The sequence below is a fragment of the Microvirga sp. GN3 genome (assembly GCF_055792825.1).
Genome location: NZ_JBVVAK010000007.1, coordinates 1 through 19,289, shown reverse-complemented (window position 1 = coordinate 19,289; position 19,289 = coordinate 1). Strand labels below are relative to the sequence as shown.

Sequence of the window (19,289 nt, the reverse complement as noted above, 5' to 3'; positions counted from 1 at the left end):
CATAAACTCGGCAAACGACGACGGAAAGCGAGCGTTTCGCGGGAGATTGCCGCAGGAGGGACGCGTCGTGTCATTCCCGGCGGCTGTAGGCCGGGAAGGGGATCCACTTGCACGCGCTGTTGCTATGGATTCCCTTCCCCTCCGCTGACGCTCCGGCCGGGAATGACACTGAAGGGTCTATTAGCTCGAAAAGTCACCAAGTCCGTTTGACATCCTTGTCTAAGCATGGTCGTGAAGAGGCAAGCCCAAGGCTTTTAGTATTCTTTGCTGGATTGATGACGATGAACACTGCCCCCCGTATCCGGGTCCTTTTCGACGAAGACACCATTGCCAAGCGCAACGAGGCGCTGGCCCAGGAGATCGCGGCGGCCAAGCCCGAGAACCTGCTCGTCGTCGCGGTGCTCAAGGGCAGCTTCATGTTTGCGGCGGACCTGATCCGCGCCCTGCATCGCACCGGTCTGGCGCCGCAGGTCGAGTTCGTGCACCTGTCGAGCTATCTCGACGGCACCGTTTCCACCGGCAATGTGACGATCCTGCGCGATGTGGAGAGCGACGTGCGCGGACGCGACGTGCTGCTCGTGGACGATATCCTCGAGTCGGGCCGCACGGTCACCTTCGCCAAGGACCTCCTGATGGCCCGCGGCGCCAAGAGCGTGAAGACCGCCGTGTTGCTCGAAAAGCCCGGCAAGCGCGCCGTCCAGATCCACCCGGATTACGTTGGGTTCACCTGCCCCGACGTCTTCGTCATCGGCTACGGCATGGATGTCGCCCATTCCTACCGCCAGCTGCCTTATGTCGGCGTGCTCGATCACCATGACGATAGCCCGGACCTGTTCGACAAGCCGGGACAATAGCATTTTCAGGCGAAGTGGATGCCGGTTCGCCGTTAAGAAAATGCGTCAGCCAAAGCTTCAGCCGTTGAGCTGCCAGATCGTACCATTGAGCAGGGTCGCATAAGCGACCCAGGCGAGATAGGGCACGAGCAGCAGGCCGGCGGCGCGGTCGAGCCGCCAGAAGGAGCGGATCGTGGCGAGGATCGCCACGATCAGGGCGGCGATGATCACGAGCCCCGCGAGCGGGCTCTTGCCGCCGAAGAAGGTGAAGGACCACATTCCGTTCAAGATCAGCTGCACGAAGAAGGCGACGATCGCCACCGAGCGGCCGGGCCGGCTCTCGGGGGTGCTGAGGATGCGCCAGAGCGCATAGGCCATCATGGCGTAAAGAGTCGTCCAAGCGACCGGAAAGGCCCAGTTCGGCGGGGTGGAGCCGGGCTTGAGCAGGTTCGCATACCAGGTCGGGATGTTCGGCTGCGTGATGAGGCTTGCCGACACGGCCACCGCGACCACCAGCAATACGGCCACCAGAAAGCGTGGCAGCGGCGGCATTGCATGGCTGCCCGGCGCAGTTTGGTCTGTATGCATGCTCGAAATCCCTTTATGAGGGGCGCATCGTTGTCCCTGTGACGCAACCTGTCACGCTTGCGGAGGTTCCCTCATGTCGTCATCGCGTTCCCCATGGTCGAAGCGCAGCCTGACCGCTCAGGCGATGGGCCATGTGGATCCAATCACGAAAGCGATCGTGCCGCCGATCCATGTGACGACCACCTATATCCGCGACGAGGACAACGCCTATTCCTCCGGCTTCGTCTATGGCCGTCCTGACAACGCCACCATCCGCGAGGCGGAGGAAGTGCTGGCGATGCTCGAGGAGGCCGAGGCCGGCGCGCTGCTGTTCTCCTCCGGCATGGCGGCGGCGACCGCCGTGTTCCAGGCGCTCAACCCCGGCGATCACATCGTCGCCTCCAAGGTCATGTACTGGGCCCTGCGCAACTGGTTGATGACGGAGGCCGTGCGCTGGGGCCTCAAGGTCGATTTCGTGGAGACCGACAACCTCGATGCCCTCAAGGCTGCGGTGAAGCCCGGCGAGACCAAGCTGGTCTGGGTCGAGACGCCCTCGAACCCGCTCTGGACGATCACCGATATCGCGGCCGCCGCCGAGATCGCCCATGCGGCAGGTGCCCGGCTCGCGGTCGATTCCACCACCGCCTCGCCGATCCACACAAGGCCGCTGACGCTCGGTGCCGACATCGTCATGCACGCGGCGACCAAGGTGCTGAACGGGCATTCCGACGTGGTGGCGGGTGCGCTCGCCGGCGCGAAGGCCGATGAGTTCTGGGCGCGGGTTGCCTCCATCCGCAAGATGCAGGGCGCGATCCTCGGGCCCTTCGAGGCCTATCTCCTGATGCGCGGCATGCGCACGCTCCATGTACGGACGGCCGCGCAGGCGAAGAGCGCACTCGATCTTGCGCAGCGTTTCTCCGCCCATCCCAAGGTGGCCCGCGTGCTCTATCCTGGCCTGCCGCAGCATCCCGGCCACGACATCGCCGCCCGGCAGATGGAGAACGGCTTCGGCTACATGCTCTCGATCCAGATCTCCGAGGGCGAGGCCGCCGCGATCCGCACCGCCGCCCGGGTCGGCCTGTGGAAGCGCGCCACCTCCCTCGGCGGCGTCGAGAGCCTGATCGAGCACCGCGCCTCCATCGAAGGTCCTGGCACCCCATGCCCGCCGGACCTCCTGCGTCTCTCCACCGGCATTGAGGACATGGAGGATCTTTACCGGGATCTCGATGAGGCGCTGAGGGGGTGACGCTCCACTGTCAATCCCGGCCGGAGCGTAGCGGAGGGGAAGGGAATCCATAGCGCTGCGCCTGATCATGGATCCCCTTCCCGGTCCTGCGGACCGCCAGGGATGACATCGTGTCGTCATGGCCGGGCCTGTTCCGGCCATCCTGATCCTTGAAGCACCACACTTTTCTTAATCGAGATCACCGGCACAAGGCCGGTGATGACGGCCGAAGGGGGACAGTGGATAATGGGTGCCCCTTAGCCAGCTATATTGATCTTGTCACAAAACCTGTGCTTCTCTCCGCTACAGGCGAACCCTGTTTCGCAAAGAACAAGCCGAGGGAAGACCATGACTCACTCCATCACCCGCCGCCGCGTCCTGCAGACCGGCGTGGCCGCTGCCGCTATTTCCGGAATCCCCCAATTCGCCTGGGCGGCCGGTCCTGTCGTAAAGCTCCGCATCCTGGAGACGACCGACCTTCACGTGAACATCTTCCCTTACGACTATTATCGCGATGCGGCCGATGATACGGTGGGTCTCGCGCGCACCGCGACCCTCGTGAAGGGCGCGCGGGCGGAGGCCAAGAACAGCCTGCTCTTCGACAACGGCGACCTGATCCAGGGCTCGCCACTCGGCGATTTCGTCGCCTATCGCCGCGGCATGAAGGCGGGTGATGTGCATCCCATGGTCGCCGCCATGAACGAGCTCAACTACGATTGCGGCACGCTCGGCAATCACGAGTTCAACTACGGCCTCGAGTTCCTGCAGAACGCACTCGGCACCGCGAAATTCCCGCTGGTTTGCGCCAACGTCATCAAGGCAAACGGCGAGACCCTGCAGAAGCCGTGGCTCGTGCTCGACCGCGAATTCACCGATGAGGCCGGCGCAAAGCAGAAGATCAAAATCGGTGTGATCGGCTTCGTGCCGCCGCAGATCGTGCAGTGGGACAAGTCGCATCTCGACGGCAAGGCCACCACCATCGATATCGTCGATGCGGCGAACAAGCATGTGCCGGATCTCAAGAAGGCCGGCGCCGATATCGTCGTCGCGCTCTGCCATTCCGGCATCGCCGGCGGCGAGCGAAAAGGGGGCGAGGAGAATGCGGCGCTGCATCTCGCCAAGGTCGATGGCATCGACGTGATCCTCACCGGTCACCAGCACTTCACGTTCCCGGGTGGCAAGGAATTCAACAACATCCCCGGCGTCGACGTGAAGGCCGGCACGCTGCATGGCAAGCCTGCCGTCATGGCCGGCTTCTGGGGCAGCCATCTCGGCCTCATCGATCTTGAGCTGACGAAAGAAGGCAATGTCTGGAAGGTCGCGAATTTCCGCACTGAGGCGCGCCCGATCTACGATCGCGTCGACCGTAAAGTTGTCGCGAAGGTGGATTCCGATGCAGCCGTAATGGCAGCCGCGCAGGCGGGTCACGACGCGACGCTGAAATACGTGCGCGAGCCCGTCGGCACCACGGCCGTTCCGATCCACTCCTATTACTCGCTCGTGGCGGACGACGCTTCCGTGAAGCTCGTGGCCGAGGCGCAGGCCTGGTACGTGGCGGATCAGCTCAAAGCTTCCGCCTTCAAGGACCTGCCGATTCTCTCAGCAGCAGCGCCGTTCAAGGCCGGTGGACGCGGCGGTCCGAATTACTTTACCGAGATCAAGCCCGGTCCGCTCGCCATCAAGGACATGGCGGACATCTACATCTATCCGAACACGATCCGCGTCGTGAAGATCACCGGTGCGCAGGTGCGCGAATGGCTCGAGCGTTCGGCCGGCGTCTACAACCAGATCGATGTGGCGAAGGGCGGCGAGCAGGATCTCATCAACCAGAAATTCCCGGCCTACAATTTCGACGTCATCGCGGGCGTGCAGTACAAGATCGATCCGACGCAAGCCTCGCGCTACGATGACAACGGTAAGGTCGTGAATGCCAATGCGCATCGCATCAAGGACCTGACCTATAACGGAAAGCCGGTGACGGACGATCAGCAGTTCATTGTCGTGACCAACAATTACCGCGCAGGCGGCGGCGGCAACTTCCCTGGCGCGGACGGCACCACCATCGTGTTCGAGGCGCCGGATCTCACCCGCGATGCGATCATGCGCTACATCATCGAAAAGAAGGAAGTGGCGCCGAAGGCGGACGGCTCCTGGTCGCTCGCAGCACCCGCCGGCGTCACCATGACCTTTACCACCGGCCCGAACGCCGCCAACTATCAACCGGCCGGCATCAAGGTCGAAAAGATGGGCGATGCGCCGGAAGGCTTCGTGAAGTACCGCATCGTGAGCTGATTACTCTTCTCATCGAGATGCGTGGCGGCCGGGCACATGCCCGGCCGTTTTCATTTGTGCAGATGATGGGCAGAAAAGAATCACACCTGCATGATCGCTTGCTGCGTCACTTTGACTACTGATGGCGAAACAGGCAGCACATTTCGCCATGTGATTGATGTCGCGGCCGAAATCGACTGCATCTTTTTGTGCTCATTCTGACTGCAAGATCACCGCGCTCGGCGATTGAATCGAATTTAACGCCGCGTTAACCAGAGATACTTCGAATGACGGAATCGTTGCGTTTTTGATCCTCATTTTATTCTGGTTTTGTCGATGATTTTGCTTCTTCGCAGATTGGGATTTTGTCTGCTCGCATGGGGGGTGATGTCGACGATTGCCATCGCCAATGAGGACGAGATCTGGAGCGCGAACATCACCCCCACCTGGCTGAACGATCATGTGGTGGCAAAGCGCGCGGGCCGCCCGCGCCATTCGCCGCGCTTGAACCGCACGCAGGTCTGGGCGAACGGCATCGCCCGCTCCGATATGCATGCGTTCCTGCCGACGGATTTCGATCGCGCCATCGGGGCCAAGATGCAACCCTTTCAGGACTACAATTTCCTGGTCGGAACGGAACTGATCCGTGGTGGCGGCGAGTCGAGTCTTCTGTCCTCGAAAGCGAGCTGGGAGGCTTATCTGAAACGGGATTGGCAGGGCCTCGGCGTCATGATCGGTCTCTCGACGGCGGGCTTCGTCGACAGCGTTCAGAATGGCTATTCGCAATCCTTCATCGGCACCATGGACATCCCGCTCGACCTCTCTCTGCAGACATGGAGCACTGAGTTGCGTCTCTCTCCCAGCATGAATTTGGACAGCATCAGTGGAGACATCCACACCGGTTTCTTGTCGGAGATCGTCGGCCAGACCCGGCTGACCTCACCCGCGGACCGGTTCCGGTCCGATCTCAATGTCAGGCTGGGCTATGGCCTTGCTCCCAACACCCAGCCTGTCGCTTCCGCGAAACTCGAATTGCGGATCGCGCCCAATCTCTGACGCGGAGTGAGCTTCCGCTCCTTACTCGTTCGTTCTGCTGCGTCACGAAACTGAGATATTCCGGCGTTATTCGCGCCGCATGACGAACCAATTTAGCAAAGATATTTTCGGTGAGCGCTTGGATACGGATGATTGTGCTCTTCACTGCCCGGGCTGGTTTCACCTCTTCCTGGTGGGCCTGGGTCTCGTCAGCCTCATTGGATATGGATTTTTAGGTTAAGGGCCGAGATCCACGCTCAGGGCAGCGTAATCAGGTCGCTCATGCTTTCAGGCTTCGGTTCCTTGCCGAGGCGCTTGCGCTTGGCGAGGATGATGGTGCCGTTGAGTTCTCCGCCGAAGAGAAAGATGGCGCCGAGCGTGTAGAGGAAGATCAGGGCCACCATGGCGGTGGCCAGTCCTCCATAGGTGGAGGCATAGGCGCCGGGATAGAATTCGAGATACCAGCTGAAGGCGAAGCCGCCCAAAAGCCACAGGACCAGCGTCACGCCCACTCCCGGCAGAACGGCGCGGAAGCTTCGTCGTCCGGCCGGCACGAGCTTATGGGAGAGCAGCAGGCCTGCAACGATGACAAGGGTCGCCACGCCGATGCGCAGAAACGCGATCAGCCCATCGAAGGGCTGCAATGCCGGCACCCAGGAGAGCACGAAGCGCCAGATGAAAGGGCCGAGCACCACGAGAAAGGCAAGAGCGATCAGCATGAAGGCGCCGGCAATCACGAAGGCGATGGATTCGAGCCGCGTCAGCCACCAGGCCCGTGTTTCGCGCACGCCATAGGCGCGGTTGAGGCCCACCCGGAGGCTCTCTACGCCGCTCGATGCGAAATAGAGTGCGAGCACGAGACCCAGGGTGAGCACATCGCTGCGCCGTCCCGTGAGGATGGTGTGCACCTCGCGAGCAATCGGCCCGGCGATCTCCTGCGGCCAGGCCTCCAGAATGATGTCCGCCACCTCGTCCGCGAGCGATCCGGTTCCGAACAGGCTCGCCATGGCGGTGACCAGGATCAGGAACGGGAACAGCGAGGTCAGGACCGAGAGGGCGATGTGACTCGCGATCGCCCAGGCGTCGTGCAGCACGAAGCGGGTGGAGGCGATGGCCAGGAGTTCGAACGAGAGGCGAAGGCGGTTCAAAGACGGGTCTCCAGGCTGCTGGAGATGGTGCGCCAAGAGCCAAGGGCAAGGAAGCAACGCCTGTCTCCGGAACCATCCTATCGACGTTTGGACTAAGACATCGTCAATCGACAAGGATCATGGATCAGGCCTACAAGGCGGTTAATTCGCTTTGTCGTCCCTTCCTTCGTATCAAGCCATGAACCCCAATGTCCTCGCCCGCCTTGCGCCGCCGCTCTTCGTGCTCATCTGGGCGACGGGGTTCATCGTAGCCCGGTTCGTGGCGCCCTATGCCGAGCCGCTGACCTTCCTGTTCGTCCGCTATGTGCTGGCAACGCTCGTCCTCGCCGTGATCGTTGCCGTTGCGCGGGTATCCTGGCCGCGCCACTGGCACGATTGGCGCAACAGCCTGATCGCCGGCATTCTCCTGCACGGACTCTATCTCGGCGGCGTCTTCTGGTCGGTGAAGCACGGATTGCCAGCCGGGATCTCCGCCCTGGTCGCCGGGCTTCAGCCGCTCGCGACCGGACTTCTCGCCGGGCCTCTCCTGGGCGAGCGGGTCTCGCGCGGGCGCTGGATCGGGATCGGCATCGGCTTTTTGGGCGCAGCGCTCGTGGTGGCGCCGAAACTGGGGGCGGGCGGCGTGCCGCCCCTGGCGCTTGCCATCTGCGTGCTGGGGGTGCTCTCCATCACCCTCGGCACGATCTGGCAGAAGCGCACCGGCAGCAATCTCGACCTGCGGGTCAATGCAGCCATCCAGTATATCGGCGCGGGTGCCGTCACCCTGCCGCTGGTGCTCCTGACCGAGGAAGGACACATGGAGCTGACCCTGCCGCTCCTCGGCGCCATGGCCTGGGCGGTGCTCGGGCTGTCCATCGGTGCCATCGGCCTGCTGCTTTTCCTGATCCGGCAGGGAGCGGTCGTGGGCGTGGCAACGCTGCTTTATCTCGTGCCGCCGGTTGCCGCCCTGATGGCCTTCGCGCTCTTCGGCGAGACCCTGAGCCCGATCCAGCTCGCCGGCATGGCGCTTGCGGCTCTCGGCGTCGCGGTGGCGAGCCGCAGCTGAACCGTAAAAAAGCCCCGGAGCGGATGCTCCGGGGCTTCGTCGGCAATCGAATTTATTTTGCGAACTTATTTCGTGATCTTCACGGACACTGGATCGCTGGCGGGGAAGGTCTCTTCCACGCCCTCGTCGAGCAGTTCGTCCTCGTGCTTCTTCTTGTTCTCGGACGACTTGTCGTCCTTGCGCTCGTGCTTGTCCTTCGAGGCGTCCGGCTTGCGGTTCTTGTCCATCGTGATGTCTCCGTTCGGATGGGAACTTCCTTTGAGAAGACAACGCATCAGGCCAAGCTTCGATCCGCTTCAAAAGAGAATGGCGCCTTTCGGCGCCATTTTTAGGAAACCTTGATGCATCGGACCCAAAAGTGGAATCCGCTTTTGGGACCCATCCGATGCACAATCCTCCAAGCAGCGCATCGCGGACGCGGAAAACCGGGTCCACTTTTCTGCACGATGCGCTAGCGCGGCTGGCCCTGCTGCTGGTTGACGAAATAGTCGAAGGGCAATTCGGCGATGCGGAACCAGGTCAGTTCCTTCTCGCGGAAGGCGTTCCAAGAGTCATACACCTTCTTGAACTTGGCGTTGGAGGCCGCGAGCTCGTTGTAGAGCTTGTAGGCTTCCTTGTAGCTCTGCTCCATCACGTCGCGCGGGAAAGGACGCAGCTGCACGCCCTGGCTCGCGAGGCGGCGGATCGCATCGGCGTTCTGGGCATCGTATTTGGCGACGCACATGGCGTTGGCTTCGGCGCAGGCCGCTTCGAGAATCGCCTTGTAGTTCGCGGGCAGCTCGTTCCACTTGTTCATGTTCACGTAGAGCGAGGGCTGCGCGCCGCCTTCCCAGAAGCCCGGGTAGTAATAATACTGGGCGACCTTCACGAAGCCGAGCTTCTCGTCGTCGTGGGGACCAGAGAACTCGACCGCGTCGAGAGTGCCGCGCTCGAGCGCCGGATAGATGTCGCCTGCGGCGAGCACCTGGGGCACCACGCCGAGCTTGGCCATGATCTGGCCGCCCATGCCGGCGATGCGCATCTTGAGGCCCTGCAGGTCGGCGATGGATTTGATCTCTTTGCGGAACCAGCCGCCCATCTGCGCGCCGGTCTGGCCGGCCGGGATCGGATAGATGTTGTAGTCCTTCATGAACTCGCGCACGAGGTCGAGACCGCCGCCGTAATACATCCAGGCATTGTGCTGGCGCACGTTCATGCCCCACGGCACGGAAGTCTCGAACATGAAGGTCGGGTCCTTGCCGATGAAGAAGCTCGACAGGGTATAGGCGCACTCGACCGTACCGTTCTGCGCGGCATCCAGGCTCTGGAGCGCGCCGACGATCTCGCCTGCCGCGAAGGGCTGGATCTGGAACTTGTTGTCGGTGGCAGCAGCCACGCGCTTGGCGATCATCTCGCCCGCGCCGAAAAGGGTATCGAGGCTCTTCGGATAGGCCGAGGTCATGCGCCAGCGGATTTCCGGCTGCGCCTGCGCGATGGCGGGGGAGGCGACGGCACCTGCTGCAGCTGCCAGGCCCGCGCCTTTGAGAACTTTTCTTCTATCCATGAGCATTTCCTCGACCGATTTATGTCGTCACTGCCGGTTCGGCTGAACATTCCATAAAGCGGGAGGCGCGCCGCGTCACTCCGCCTTCCGTTGATGCAGATATGCAGTAAGAGAGGACAAGCTATGCAGTGGGGTCATATTCGTGTCATTCCGGACGAAGCACAACGGAGATCCGGGATCGTCGGCAGAATGTAGCGCTTGAACCTCAACACTGTCATCCCTGCACAGGCGGGGATCCATAAACACCGTCTTGGCAGAATGAAAAACCGTCAGCGGTCATGGATTCCGGGTTCCGCTGCGCGGCCCCGGGATGACAGTGTTTTCCTTGTCCTGCGATCCCGGATCGGTTTGCACCGTCCGGGATGACACCTTGAATAGGGCGGGCTTACCGCTCCTCCTCGCCGCCCTTGGCCACATGGCGCTCGTGCTGCCCGCCGCCGGCACGGGCAGAGCGCTTCGGTGGTTTCTCGTCGCCGGTGGAGGACATCGAGCGTCCGCCGGACTGGCTGGCGGTGGGATGGCCGCGCACCAGGGTGCCCTTGGGCACATCCACCGCATTGCCGGGCGCCGGCACCCGGGCGCGGGAGGTGGCACCGCCGCTCATGCCGGTCGGACCCACCTTGCCTCGGGTCTGCGCGGCGCGGGGAGCGGGACTCTTGGTCGCGGTCGTATTCACGCTTTCGGCGATGTCCTTGTTGGAGAGTTCGAAACCGGCATCGTTCGCGCCTTTCTCCGGTGGCACTTCCTTGAACGAGCGCAGGCCTGCCTTCGAGCCGCTCGTCACGCGGTTGTCGTCCACATGGTCGATGTCGAGATCGGGATCGAGTTTCTTCGAGGCGCCCATCGAACCGGTGGCTTTTGCCGCAGCACGCTTAGCGTTGCCGACATCGTTGCGCTGGGTCGGGCCGGCGATGAAATCGTCGCCGCCTTCCTGCTGAGCCAGCTCGTTCATGACCTCATCCACATCCGGCTCGGTGGGCTGTCCGCGCTTGTCTCGCGCCATGGGTTATTCCTCTTCGTGATTGGGCAGGCTTCGCGCAGCCTGCGAGTCCAGGAGGCAACGTCCTGTCGAGGACGGGTGTTCCGACCCCGCATGAGTGAAAAAGCGGGGCCGGTTTATCTCAATTGCCAAGCTCTTTCCGGATGTCCTGCAGCAGCGCCAGATGCTCCGTGATCTGCCCGCGTGCGAGCTTGGCGATGTTCGTCATCTCGCGATTGCCGGACGCCTGCTGGAGATGGTTTTCCTGAAGCTTCAGTAACTTCTGATGCCCCTCGATCTGCAAGGCGACGTAGTCCTTGTCGAAGGCCGCTCCGGGCCGTGCTTTCGACAGGCGCTCCATGGCCTGCGCATCGCTCGGTGGCAGCTCGGGCGCGGTCGAGGCGGCAGCTTGAGCGCCTCGCGTGGTCGACGCTGTCGCAGAAGGATCGGCGAAGGACTGCATAATCTCGGTGAGAAGGTTCTGTTCCCCGATCTCGAATTCCACGAATTGCTTCACACGTGGATTCTGAGCCTTGCCGTGAGCGAAGTTCGATTGCTGTAGCGAAACGGTGCTGAGCGCCAGCATCTGCTGAATGTATTGTCGATCGGCCTGCGATTGCTGCTGGCCCATGGCGGCTGGCGCGCTCGCCTGGCCCTGGCGCAAGGGCGTCTGCGTATCCTGAGGCGCGCCGCCCTGCTGTGTGCGCTGCTGGCGCTCCTGCACATTCTGCCCTAGGGCCGGATTGGGCTGTGTCTCGGCAGGCTGCGGCGTGGCGGGATAGGGAATGGCCCGGTTCTGCTGCTGGGCGATAGCGGGCAGGCCGATGGCGGCGATGAGACCGGCAATCACGAGCGAGCGTGACATCAAGAATTCTCCTGCAAACGAGTTGTAAGGGCGAACGTTTGCAGAAAGTTTTTGTTCGCGAGGTGCCTGTTTTCACCTTTATCTTTAATATCTTTAAGAGGTCGAACTTCAGGCAAGCGTGTCCGTTGTGAGACAGATCGATTGTGGGGATGAGATGAAGGATCGGGCAACACGAATTGTCATGGTGGTCGTCGCGGTATTGCTCGCGATCCTCGTGTTTCAGCCCTATGTGAACATCTATCTCTTCTCGGCGCGGGAACCGCGACCGGTCGCGGCGCGTGGAGACCTTTCGGATTATGAGAAGTCGACAATCAATGTCTTCGAGGCTGTCGCGCCTTCCGTCGTTCAGGTGGTCGGATTGTCGGGCCGCGGGCCTGCGGGCGGCGAGCCATCCGGTTCGGGCACGGGCTTCGTCTGGGATGCGGCGGGCCATGTGGTGACAAACGATCACGTGGTCGCCAACGGTTCCTCGTTCGTGGTGCGGCTCGCCTCCGGCGAGGTGCTGCCGGCCGAGGTCGTGGGCCAGGCGCCGAACTATGACCTTGCCGTGCTGCGCGTCGAGCGCCAGGGCGGATTGCCGCCACCGGTTCCGGTGGGAAGCTCCGCCGATCTCAAAGTGGGCCAGACGGCCTATGCCATCGGCAATCCGTTCGGTCTCGACCAGTCGCTCACCACCGGCATCATCAGCGCGCTCAAGCGCCGCCTGCCCACAAGCGGCGGGCGTGAAGTCGCGGATGTGATTCAGACCGATGCGGCGATCAATCCGGGCAATTCCGGCGGTCCGCTGCTCGATTCCGCCGGGCGGCTCATCGGCGTCAACACGGCGATCTTCTCACCCTCCGGCACCAATGCAGGCATCGGCTTTGCCATTCCCGTCGACGTGGTCAACCGGGTGGTGCCTGAACTGATCCGCAGCGGCCGCGTGCCGACGCCGGGGATCGGGATTCTCGCAGGCGACGAAACGCTCGCGGCGCAGCTTGGCGTGAACGGGGTGATCGTGGCGGACGTGGTGCCAGGCTCGCCGGCGGACCGGGCTGGTCTGCACGGTGTCGATGCGCGGGCAGGCGTGATCGGCGACATCATCGTCGCGGTGGAGGATGAACCCGTGAAGCAGCTGTCCGATCTGACGGACAGGCTTGAACGGACCGGTGTGGGTCGGACCGTGTCCCTCACCATCCTCCGGGACAATGAGCGACAGACGGTCGATGTGGCTGTCGTCGACGTGGGAGAACAGACGTCGCGCATGCGCAGACCATAAAGAGAACATAACTTTGCAGGCTCTGATTTGTTTCCTCAGGGCCGAAACTTTCGTTCAGTCCCATCGTTAGTCATCGAACCTTCACCAACGGAGGAGCGAATGAAACCTGATAGCACCGAACCCAACATCCTGGTGCAAAGCTCAGCAGTCGATCTGGGCGAAATGTTTCCCGAATATGCAAAAACCAATATCCATCAGGTCGCCGGAAAATATTTCGGTCACTTGAGTGCGGCATCCGTGCATGTCACGCGAGAGGGCATCACCTATCGCTGTACGGTCAATATGCAGATGGGCGCACTCAAGATGATGACCGGGGAGGCCAAGGACAAGGATGTCTATACGGCTTTCCGTGCGGCCCTGCAGAAGACTGCCAAGCAGCTTCGCCGTTCGAAGCGCGAACTGCGCGAGGACAAGGCCGAGCGTGTCGACAAGGACATGCTCCTGCGTGAAGGCATGGCGCCGAGCCGCAGGGAGCGGAGTGAGGAAAGCACCATCCCGGCGGCCAATGACGAAGGCGATTACCGCGCCGCCGCTGAATAATCCGACAAGTTAACGCGTCACTGTCATCCCGGGCGGCCGCAGGCCGGGAAGGGGATCCACTCATGTGCTCGAAGCCGATGGATTCCCTTCCCCTCCGCTACGCTCCGGCCGGGAATGACATCGGTGGATAAGTCGAAAACAAAAATGGCCGGGCTTTAGGCCCGGCCATTGTCTTAATCGTTACCGACACGCAGCTCAGTTCAGCCGCGCACCTTCCGGCCGCCGCTCGGCGCCGCTGACCGTAACGTCGCCGATCATCAGGCCCATGGGGCCTGCATGCACCGGCACGGTCTCGCCGTCCTTGATCACGCCGGAGAGGATGAGCTCCGCCAGCGGATCCTGCACGTTCTTCTGAATCACGCGCTTCAATGGGCGCGCGCCGTAAGCCGGATCGTAGCCCTTGTCGGCGAGCCAGTTGCGTGCCTCCTCGTCGAGCTGCAGCACGATCTTGCGATCCTCCAAGAGCTTCTGCAGGCGGCGCATCTGGATGTCCACGATGGCGCCCATTTCCGAACGCTTCAGCCGGTGGAACAGGATGATCTCGTCCACGCGGTTGAGGAACTCGGGCCGGAAGTGCGAGCGCACCACGCCCATGACCTCGTCGCGCACCGCATCCGTGTCCTGGCCCTCGGGCTGGTTCACCAGATATTCGGCACCGAGATTCGAGGTCATGATGATGAGCGTATTGCGGAAGTCCACGGTGCGTCCTTGCCCGTCCGTGAGGCGTCCGTCGTCGAGCACCTGCAGCAGCACGTTGAACACGTCCGGATGCGCCTTCTCGATCTCGTCGAACAGCACCACCTGATAGGGCCTGCGGCGGACGGCTTCGGTCAATGCGCCGCCCTCCTCGTAGCCCACGTAGCCGGGAGGGGCGCCGATGAGCCGGGCGACCGAGTGCTTCTCCATGTATTCCGACATGTCGAGGCGGATCAGCGCCGTCTCGTCGTCGAACAGGAACGCGGCCAGCGCCTTTGTCAGCTCCGTCTTGCCGACGCCTGTGGGGCCGAGGAACATGAACGAGCCGATGGGTCGGTTCGGATCCTGCAATCCTGCACGCGCACGGCGCACGGCGGTTGAGACCGCCGAGACGGCCTCGGCCTGACCGACGACGCGCTTAGCCAGATCCTGCTCCATGTGCAGCAGCTTCTCGCGCTCGCCTTCGAGCATCTTGTCGACCGGCACGCCGGTCCAGCGCGAGACGACGCCAGCAACGTGGTCGGGCGTCACCGCCTCTTCCATCAGGCCGCCGCCATCGGCTTTCGCCTCGACATCGGCGAGTTGCTTCTCGAGCCCCGGGATGACCCCGTAGGAAAGCTCACCGGCCTTCGCCCAATCGCCGTTGCGCTGCGCGGCGGCGAGCTGGTTGCGCGCCTCCTCAAGCTTCTTCTTGAGATCGGCCGCGGTGCCGAGCTTGTCTTTCTCCGCCTTCCAGCGCGTGGTGATCGCGTTCGACTGCTCTTCCAGATCCGCAAGCTCCTTCGAGAGGCGCTCGAGGCGATCCTTGGACGCCGAATCGGTCTCTTTCTTCAGGGCCTCCTGCTCGATCTTGAGGCGCACGATCTCGCGGTCGATATTGTCGAGCTCGTCCGGCTTCGAGTCGACCTGCATGCGCAGACGGGACGACGCCTCGTCGACGAGGTCGATGGCCTTGTCCGGCAGGAAGCGGTCGGTGATGTAGCGGTTCGAGAGCGTCGCTGCCGCAACAAGCGCACTATCGGTGATGCGCACGCCGTGATGCTGCTCGTATTTCTCCTTCAGGCCGCGCAGGATCGACACGGTGTCTTCCACCGTGGGCTCGCTGATGAAGACCGGCTGGAAACGACGGGCGAGCGCCGCGTCCTTCTCCACGTGCTTGCGGTACTCGTCGAGCGTGGTCGCGCCGACGCAGTGCAGCTCACCGCGGGCAAGCGCGGGCTTCAAGAGGTTTGACGCATCCATCGCGCCATCGGCTTTTCCTGCGCCGACAAGCGTGTGCATCTCGTCGATGAACAGGATGATGCCGCCTTCGGCAGCCGTCACTTCCTGCAACACGCTCTTCAGGCGCTCCTCGAACTCGCCGCGATACTTCGCGCCGGCGATCAGCGCGCCCATGTCGAGGGCGAGGAGCTGCTTGTCCTTCAGGGATTCCGGCACGTCGCCGTTGACGATGCGCAGCGCCAGGCCTTCGACGATGGCGGTCTTGCCGACGCCGGGCTCTCCGATCAGCACCGGGTTGTTCTTGGTGCGACGCGACAGAACCTGGATCGTGCGGCGGATTTCCTCGTCGCGGCCGATGACCGGATCGAGCTTGCCGTCGCGGGCAGCTTCCGTCAGATCGCGCGCATATTTTTTGAGCGCATCATAGGCGTTCTCTGCCGTCGCGTTGTCGGCGGTGCGGCCCTTGCGCAGAGTATTGATGGCGGTGTTCAACCCTTGAGCGGTCACGCCGGCCTGGGCCAGAATCTTGCCAGCTTCCGTGTCCTTCTCGACGGCAAGCGCCAGCAGCATCCGCTCGACGGTGACGAAGGAATCGCCCGCCTTTTCGGCGGCTTTCTCGGCGGTGTCGAAGAAGCGCATCAGCTCGCGCGTCGCCTGCGGCTGCGAGGCCGAACCGGACACCTTCGGCTGCTTGGCGAGCCATTGCTCGACGGCCGCATGCGCGTCGCGGGAGCGCCCGCCGGCCCGGTCGATCAGGCCCGCGCAGAGGCCTTCCGGATCGTCGAGCAGAACTTTCAGGACATGACCGGGAGCGAGCTGCGGGTGGCCTTCGCGCACGGCAAGGTTCTGCGCCGCCTGAACGAAGCCCCGGGCACGCTCGGTATACTTTTCAAAATTCATTCTCATCCCTCCTCAGATCCGCCCGCCCTCCTGGAGGCACAGGCCGATCCTGCGATGTCGGACCTCCCTTTGGAGCATCCGCGAACCTTAGGTGGTGTGTCCAATCCGTCACAACAAGGGGAGGAACCGGCTCGCGGCGCTGGCATTGACCCTGCAACCATTCGAGGAGGTTTCCATGATCCGCGATCCGCGCTCAGACGCCGAGAAAGCCCGCGCCGACCTTGCCCGCAATGCGGAGCTTGGCCTTGCGGTGCCCGAAAGCCCGGTCGAGGAAGGACCCTCTGTCACCCCGGAGACCTTTGGCGACACCACCGAAATGGCCCGGAAAGAAGCTCGGGACCAGGCCGCCGCCCAGCGTGCCGAGCCTCTTGAGACAGATGATGGGGATTCCACAGGCACCGGAACAATTCCGCCAAGCGGGCGCGTTCCCGTCTACCCCGATGAATTGGAAACCGAGCGGCCGGACGATGACGAAGACATCCTGTCGCGCGCAAAGGAGTGATGCACCATGGTTCTGTCGAAGATGATGTCCCGCCTCAGCCCCAAGAAGCGCAAGGCCGACCAGGCCGACAAGGCGCGCGAGGAGCTGAAGGCCAATGCCGAGAAGGCCCTGCGCATGAAGCAGGAGGCCGGACCCACCGCCCATATTCCGGAGCATAAGACCGCGAACGAGGGTATGCACCAGGATCCGCACCGGGTGGAGGTGGAACATTCTCGTCGCGAAGCCGGCTTCACGCCCCAGATGAAGCGCTCCAAGGTGGCCCGCTCGGGCGACGCTTCTTAAGCGTGGCGGTTACGCTTTTTTGGCGAAAGCCCCGCCGAATGGCGGGGCTTTTTCATTGTTCAATCCCTCCAGGTCATCCCTGAGCCTGTCCCGGGGATCCACGTCTTATTCGGCACTGGCGTGAGACGTGGATGGCCGGAACAAGTCCGGCCATGACGGGAGAGGCGCGGAACGCTTAAGCAGGTCCCTTGCCCCGCACCCCCGCGCCCTCTATCGCTGAAGCCATGAGCATCCGCATCACCTCCCTCCAGCGCTATCCGGTCAAGGGCCTGTCGCCCGAGCCGCTGACGTCCGTCACTCTCACCAAGGGCGACTACTTTCCCGGCGACCGGCTGTTTGCCATCGAGAACGGGCCGGCCGGGTTCGATCCGGACAAGCCGCAGCATCAGCCCAAGATCAAGTTCCTGATGCTGATGAAGAACGAGAGCCTGGCGCGGCTGAAAACCCGCTATCTCGATTCGATCACCACGCTCTTCATCGAGCAGGGCGGGCGCGAGGTGGCGCGCGGCGATCTCTCGACACGGGAAGGGCGGCTTGCCATCGAAGCTTACTTCCGTCGCTTTATGCCGAAGGAACTGCGCGGCCCGCCGAAGGTGCTTTCAGCACCCGACGGATTCCGCTTCACCGATTCAAGGCGTGGCTTCGTCTCGCTCATCAACCTCGCGAGCGTGCGCGAGCTGGAGAATGTGGTCGGCACCCCGGTTGATCCGTTGCGGTTTCGCGGCAACATCCACGTCGAGGGTCTCGCGCCGTGGGCCGAGTTCGACCTCGTCGGCCAGGTGCTGACCGCGCCCTCGGGCCTGCGTCTCAAAGTCACCAGTCGCATCACGCGCTGCGCCGCCACCAATGTGGATCCGGAGAGAGGCATCCGCGACCTGGAAATCCCGAAAAGCCTGATGAAAGCCTATGGCCATTTCGATTGCGGCATCTATGCCGAAGTGCTCGACGGCGGCGTGATCGAGACCGGCGACAGTCTCGAGCAGGAGCAGGCGACGCTGGCGCTTGAGTGACGTAGGCTATTGAGACGGTGTTTGCAGAGTGTGATGCCTCAGAGTGTGATGCCTCGATCAATTGTCAGAGAACCGGCACCGTCGTGGCGACGCTCGCGCTGTTCATCCCTTCATCGCTTCTCTGCTACGGCATCGCGAAGATGTGGAACTACTACCGCGGCCGCCACTGGTACACGGCGCTGGAGAACGGGCTTGCGCCCATCGGTGCCGGATCAGGCCCCGATATCCTGGGATATTGCGAGATCACTGCTCGGGCAGGAGCCTGCCCATGAAGGCAAGTCGTAGGGTCCGCAGCGCAATCCAGCAGATGATCAGGTTGGCGCCGATGAAGAGCGGGATGGCGAAGAAGGCGATCGGCCCCGTCTGCCCTCGCTCGACGAAGCGGATGGCCGCGAGCGGCAGGGCAGAGACGCCGAAGGTATAGGCCCAGGCCGCAGGCGAGAACGGCTGTTGTCGCAGCCACGGCACAAGGCGCAGCATGACAAGCGTCTGGAGCAGGGCGTACCCGAACAGCATCTGCACGAAGCGGTCCGGTGGACCGTCGGTGACGGCAAGATACGCAACGGATCCCACGGCAGGGGTCGCAAGGTGCAGGCCCATCGTGGCACGCAGGCCAACAGGCAACGTTTGGGTCATCAAGCGGTGCAGCACGATCGATTCCAGCACGACAAGCGACAGGAAGCCCGCCCCGAGAAAGAGCAATCCGGCTTCGGGGTAACCGAAGGAGCCGCAGGCGATGGCGCTGACGAAGCATCCGCCGACCGTGGGCATGTACAGGGTCGGGGTGGTTGCGTCCGTGTGGCGTCCGCCCTGCCATAGCTCGCCCATGACCCAGGCGCTGAACACGATCTGGCTCGCGATGCCCAGCACGAACATCGTCCACGCCATAACGGGCAGGTATGGGACGACCGCGATGCTGGCGATAAGGGTCGCCACCGGGACCAGCGCGATGAAGAAGACCTGGACCGGGTGCCGGAATTCGGCGAGCGCCTCCTCGCGGGAGGTCGCCCATTTCAGGACGTATAGTACCAGCCAAGCGAGCCAGACGAGCGTCGCGGCGAGGGACAGAGTCTCGCCGATAAACGCGGGGGCGCCCCACACCCTGGTAGCGCCGCGCCATCCGTTGCCGAGCCCGCCCAGGCCGAGGACCATGCCGAAGAAGGTCGCCGGGACGACGGGCGGGGACACGAGACGCGCTGATCGCGCTCGGTCGCGTTGCATCGGGTCCTGCATGGGGCGTTAGACCAGCCAGAACCTGATGACGAGGCTGACCGCTCCCGTCGTGCCAACGCCGACGGCCCAGAGGCCGACGAACCACAGCCATCGGTGTAACGCAGAGTTCGGTTCGATCTCGTCGCGCATCAATGAT

At 62.9% G+C, this 19,289-nt stretch carries 19 protein-coding genes; 11 read left to right on the top strand and 8 right to left on the bottom strand.

Annotated elements, in window-relative coordinates; translation table 11 throughout:
• Window positions 1–281 precede the first annotated feature (281 nt).
• Window positions 282–854, top strand: a complete 573-nt coding sequence (hpt, locus tag ACS5Q1_RS05530; protein WP_473097244.1) for a hypoxanthine phosphoribosyltransferase — start codon at window positions 282–284, stop codon at window positions 852–854.
• A gap of 57 nt (window positions 855–911) precedes the next feature.
• On the opposite strand, the gene ACS5Q1_RS05525 is transcribed toward hpt, so the two are convergent.
• Window positions 912–1,421 carry a TspO/MBR family protein gene (locus ACS5Q1_RS05525; RefSeq protein ID WP_473097243.1) on the bottom strand — a complete coding sequence of 170 codons (510 nt, stop codon included), beginning with the start codon at window positions 1,419–1,421 and terminating at the stop codon, window positions 912–914.
• A 73-nt stretch (window positions 1,422–1,494) separates the two neighbouring features.
• Here ACS5Q1_RS05525 and ACS5Q1_RS05520 point away from each other — a divergent pair, with 73 nt between their 5' ends.
• The 3 genes from ACS5Q1_RS05520 (at window position 1,495) to ACS5Q1_RS05510 (ending at window position 5,952) form a co-directional block, all read left to right on the top strand.
• Window positions 1,495–2,646, top strand: coding sequence for a trans-sulfuration enzyme family protein (locus tag ACS5Q1_RS05520; protein WP_473097242.1), 1,152 nt, complete (start codon window positions 1,495–1,497; stop codon window positions 2,644–2,646).
• Window positions 2,647–2,973: 327 nt separating this feature from the next.
• On the top strand, window positions 2,974–4,917 hold the full coding sequence (locus ACS5Q1_RS05515; RefSeq protein ID WP_473097241.1) for a bifunctional 2',3'-cyclic-nucleotide 2'-phosphodiesterase/3'-nucleotidase: 1,944 nt from the start codon (window positions 2,974–2,976) through the stop codon (window positions 4,915–4,917).
• A 366-nt stretch (window positions 4,918–5,283) separates the two neighbouring features.
• On the top strand, window positions 5,284–5,952 hold the full coding sequence (locus ACS5Q1_RS05510) for a hypothetical protein (RefSeq protein WP_473097240.1): 669 nt from the start codon (window positions 5,284–5,286) through the stop codon (window positions 5,950–5,952).
• 236 nt (window positions 5,953–6,188) lie between these two features.
• Here the strand turns inward: ACS5Q1_RS05510 and ACS5Q1_RS05505 are convergent, their stop codons facing one another.
• Window positions 6,189–7,079: a YihY/virulence factor BrkB family protein gene (locus ACS5Q1_RS05505; RefSeq protein ID WP_473097239.1), complete on the bottom strand. Its 891-nt coding sequence runs from the start codon at window positions 7,077–7,079 to the stop codon at window positions 6,189–6,191.
• Window positions 7,080–7,257: 178 nt separating this feature from the next.
• On the opposite strand from ACS5Q1_RS05505, the gene ACS5Q1_RS05500 reads away from it, so the two are divergent.
• Window positions 7,258–8,124, top strand: a complete 867-nt coding sequence (locus ACS5Q1_RS05500) for a DMT family transporter (RefSeq protein WP_473097238.1) — start codon at window positions 7,258–7,260, stop codon at window positions 8,122–8,124.
• A 65-nt stretch (window positions 8,125–8,189) separates the two neighbouring features.
• Here the strand turns inward: ACS5Q1_RS05500 and ACS5Q1_RS05495 are convergent, their stop codons facing one another.
• The 4 genes from ACS5Q1_RS05495 to ACS5Q1_RS05480 all read right to left on the bottom strand — a co-directional run bounded on the left by ACS5Q1_RS05495 (window position 8,190) and on the right by ACS5Q1_RS05480 (window position 11,511).
• A complete protein-coding gene (locus tag ACS5Q1_RS05495) occupies window positions 8,190–8,351 on the bottom strand; it encodes a hypothetical protein (RefSeq protein ID WP_203442157.1) in 162 nt (53 codons plus the stop codon).
• 224 nt (window positions 8,352–8,575) lie between these two features.
• A complete protein-coding gene (locus tag ACS5Q1_RS05490) occupies window positions 8,576–9,667 on the bottom strand; it encodes a TRAP transporter substrate-binding protein (RefSeq protein ID WP_473097237.1) in 1,092 nt (363 codons plus the stop codon).
• A 385-nt stretch (window positions 9,668–10,052) separates the two neighbouring features.
• Window positions 10,053–10,670, bottom strand: a complete 618-nt coding sequence (locus tag ACS5Q1_RS05485; protein ID WP_203442159.1) for a hypothetical protein — start codon at window positions 10,668–10,670, stop codon at window positions 10,053–10,055.
• A 118-nt stretch (window positions 10,671–10,788) separates the two neighbouring features.
• On the bottom strand, window positions 10,789–11,511 hold the full coding sequence (locus tag ACS5Q1_RS05480) for a DUF4142 domain-containing protein (RefSeq protein WP_473097236.1): 723 nt from the start codon (window positions 11,509–11,511) through the stop codon (window positions 10,789–10,791).
• 154 nt (window positions 11,512–11,665) lie between these two features.
• Between ACS5Q1_RS05480 and ACS5Q1_RS05475 the strand changes: the two genes are divergently transcribed.
• Window positions 11,666–12,769: a S1C family serine protease gene (locus tag ACS5Q1_RS05475; protein ID WP_473097235.1), complete on the top strand. Its 1,104-nt coding sequence runs from the start codon at window positions 11,666–11,668 to the stop codon at window positions 12,767–12,769.
• Between the two features lie 99 nt (window positions 12,770–12,868).
• Window positions 12,869–13,309, top strand: coding sequence for a ribosome hibernation-promoting factor, HPF/YfiA family (hpf, locus tag ACS5Q1_RS05470; RefSeq protein WP_473097234.1), 441 nt, complete (start codon window positions 12,869–12,871; stop codon window positions 13,307–13,309).
• Window positions 13,310–13,504: 195 nt separating this feature from the next.
• Here hpf and clpB read toward each other — a convergent pair whose 3' ends face one another.
• Window positions 13,505–16,126: an ATP-dependent chaperone ClpB gene (clpB, locus tag ACS5Q1_RS05465; RefSeq protein WP_473097233.1), complete on the bottom strand. Its 2,622-nt coding sequence runs from the start codon at window positions 16,124–16,126 to the stop codon at window positions 13,505–13,507.
• 175 nt (window positions 16,127–16,301) lie between these two features.
• On the opposite strand from clpB, the gene ACS5Q1_RS05460 reads away from it, so the two are divergent.
• From ACS5Q1_RS05460 to ACS5Q1_RS05445, 4 genes are all read left to right on the top strand, one after another.
• Window positions 16,302–16,628: a hypothetical protein gene (locus ACS5Q1_RS05460; protein ID WP_203442164.1), complete on the top strand. Its 327-nt coding sequence runs from the start codon at window positions 16,302–16,304 to the stop codon at window positions 16,626–16,628.
• A 6-nt stretch (window positions 16,629–16,634) separates the two neighbouring features.
• Complete coding sequence (locus tag ACS5Q1_RS05455; RefSeq protein WP_473097232.1) at window positions 16,635–16,910, top strand: hypothetical protein; 276 nt, start codon at window positions 16,635–16,637, stop codon at window positions 16,908–16,910.
• Window positions 16,911–17,122: 212 nt separating this feature from the next.
• Window positions 17,123–17,920, top strand: coding sequence for an MOSC domain-containing protein (locus ACS5Q1_RS05450; protein WP_473097329.1), 798 nt, complete (start codon window positions 17,123–17,125; stop codon window positions 17,918–17,920).
• A gap of 17 nt (window positions 17,921–17,937) precedes the next feature.
• On the top strand, window positions 17,938–18,192 hold the full coding sequence (locus tag ACS5Q1_RS05445) for a hypothetical protein (protein WP_473097231.1): 255 nt from the start codon (window positions 17,938–17,940) through the stop codon (window positions 18,190–18,192).
• Here the strand turns inward: ACS5Q1_RS05445 and tehA are convergent.
• Window positions 18,164–19,141: a dicarboxylate transporter/tellurite-resistance protein TehA gene (gene tehA, locus ACS5Q1_RS05440; protein WP_473097230.1), complete on the bottom strand. Its 978-nt coding sequence runs from the start codon at window positions 19,139–19,141 to the stop codon at window positions 18,164–18,166. The genes ACS5Q1_RS05445 and tehA overlap by 29 nt on opposite strands.
• Window positions 19,142–19,289: the final 148 nt, after the last annotated feature.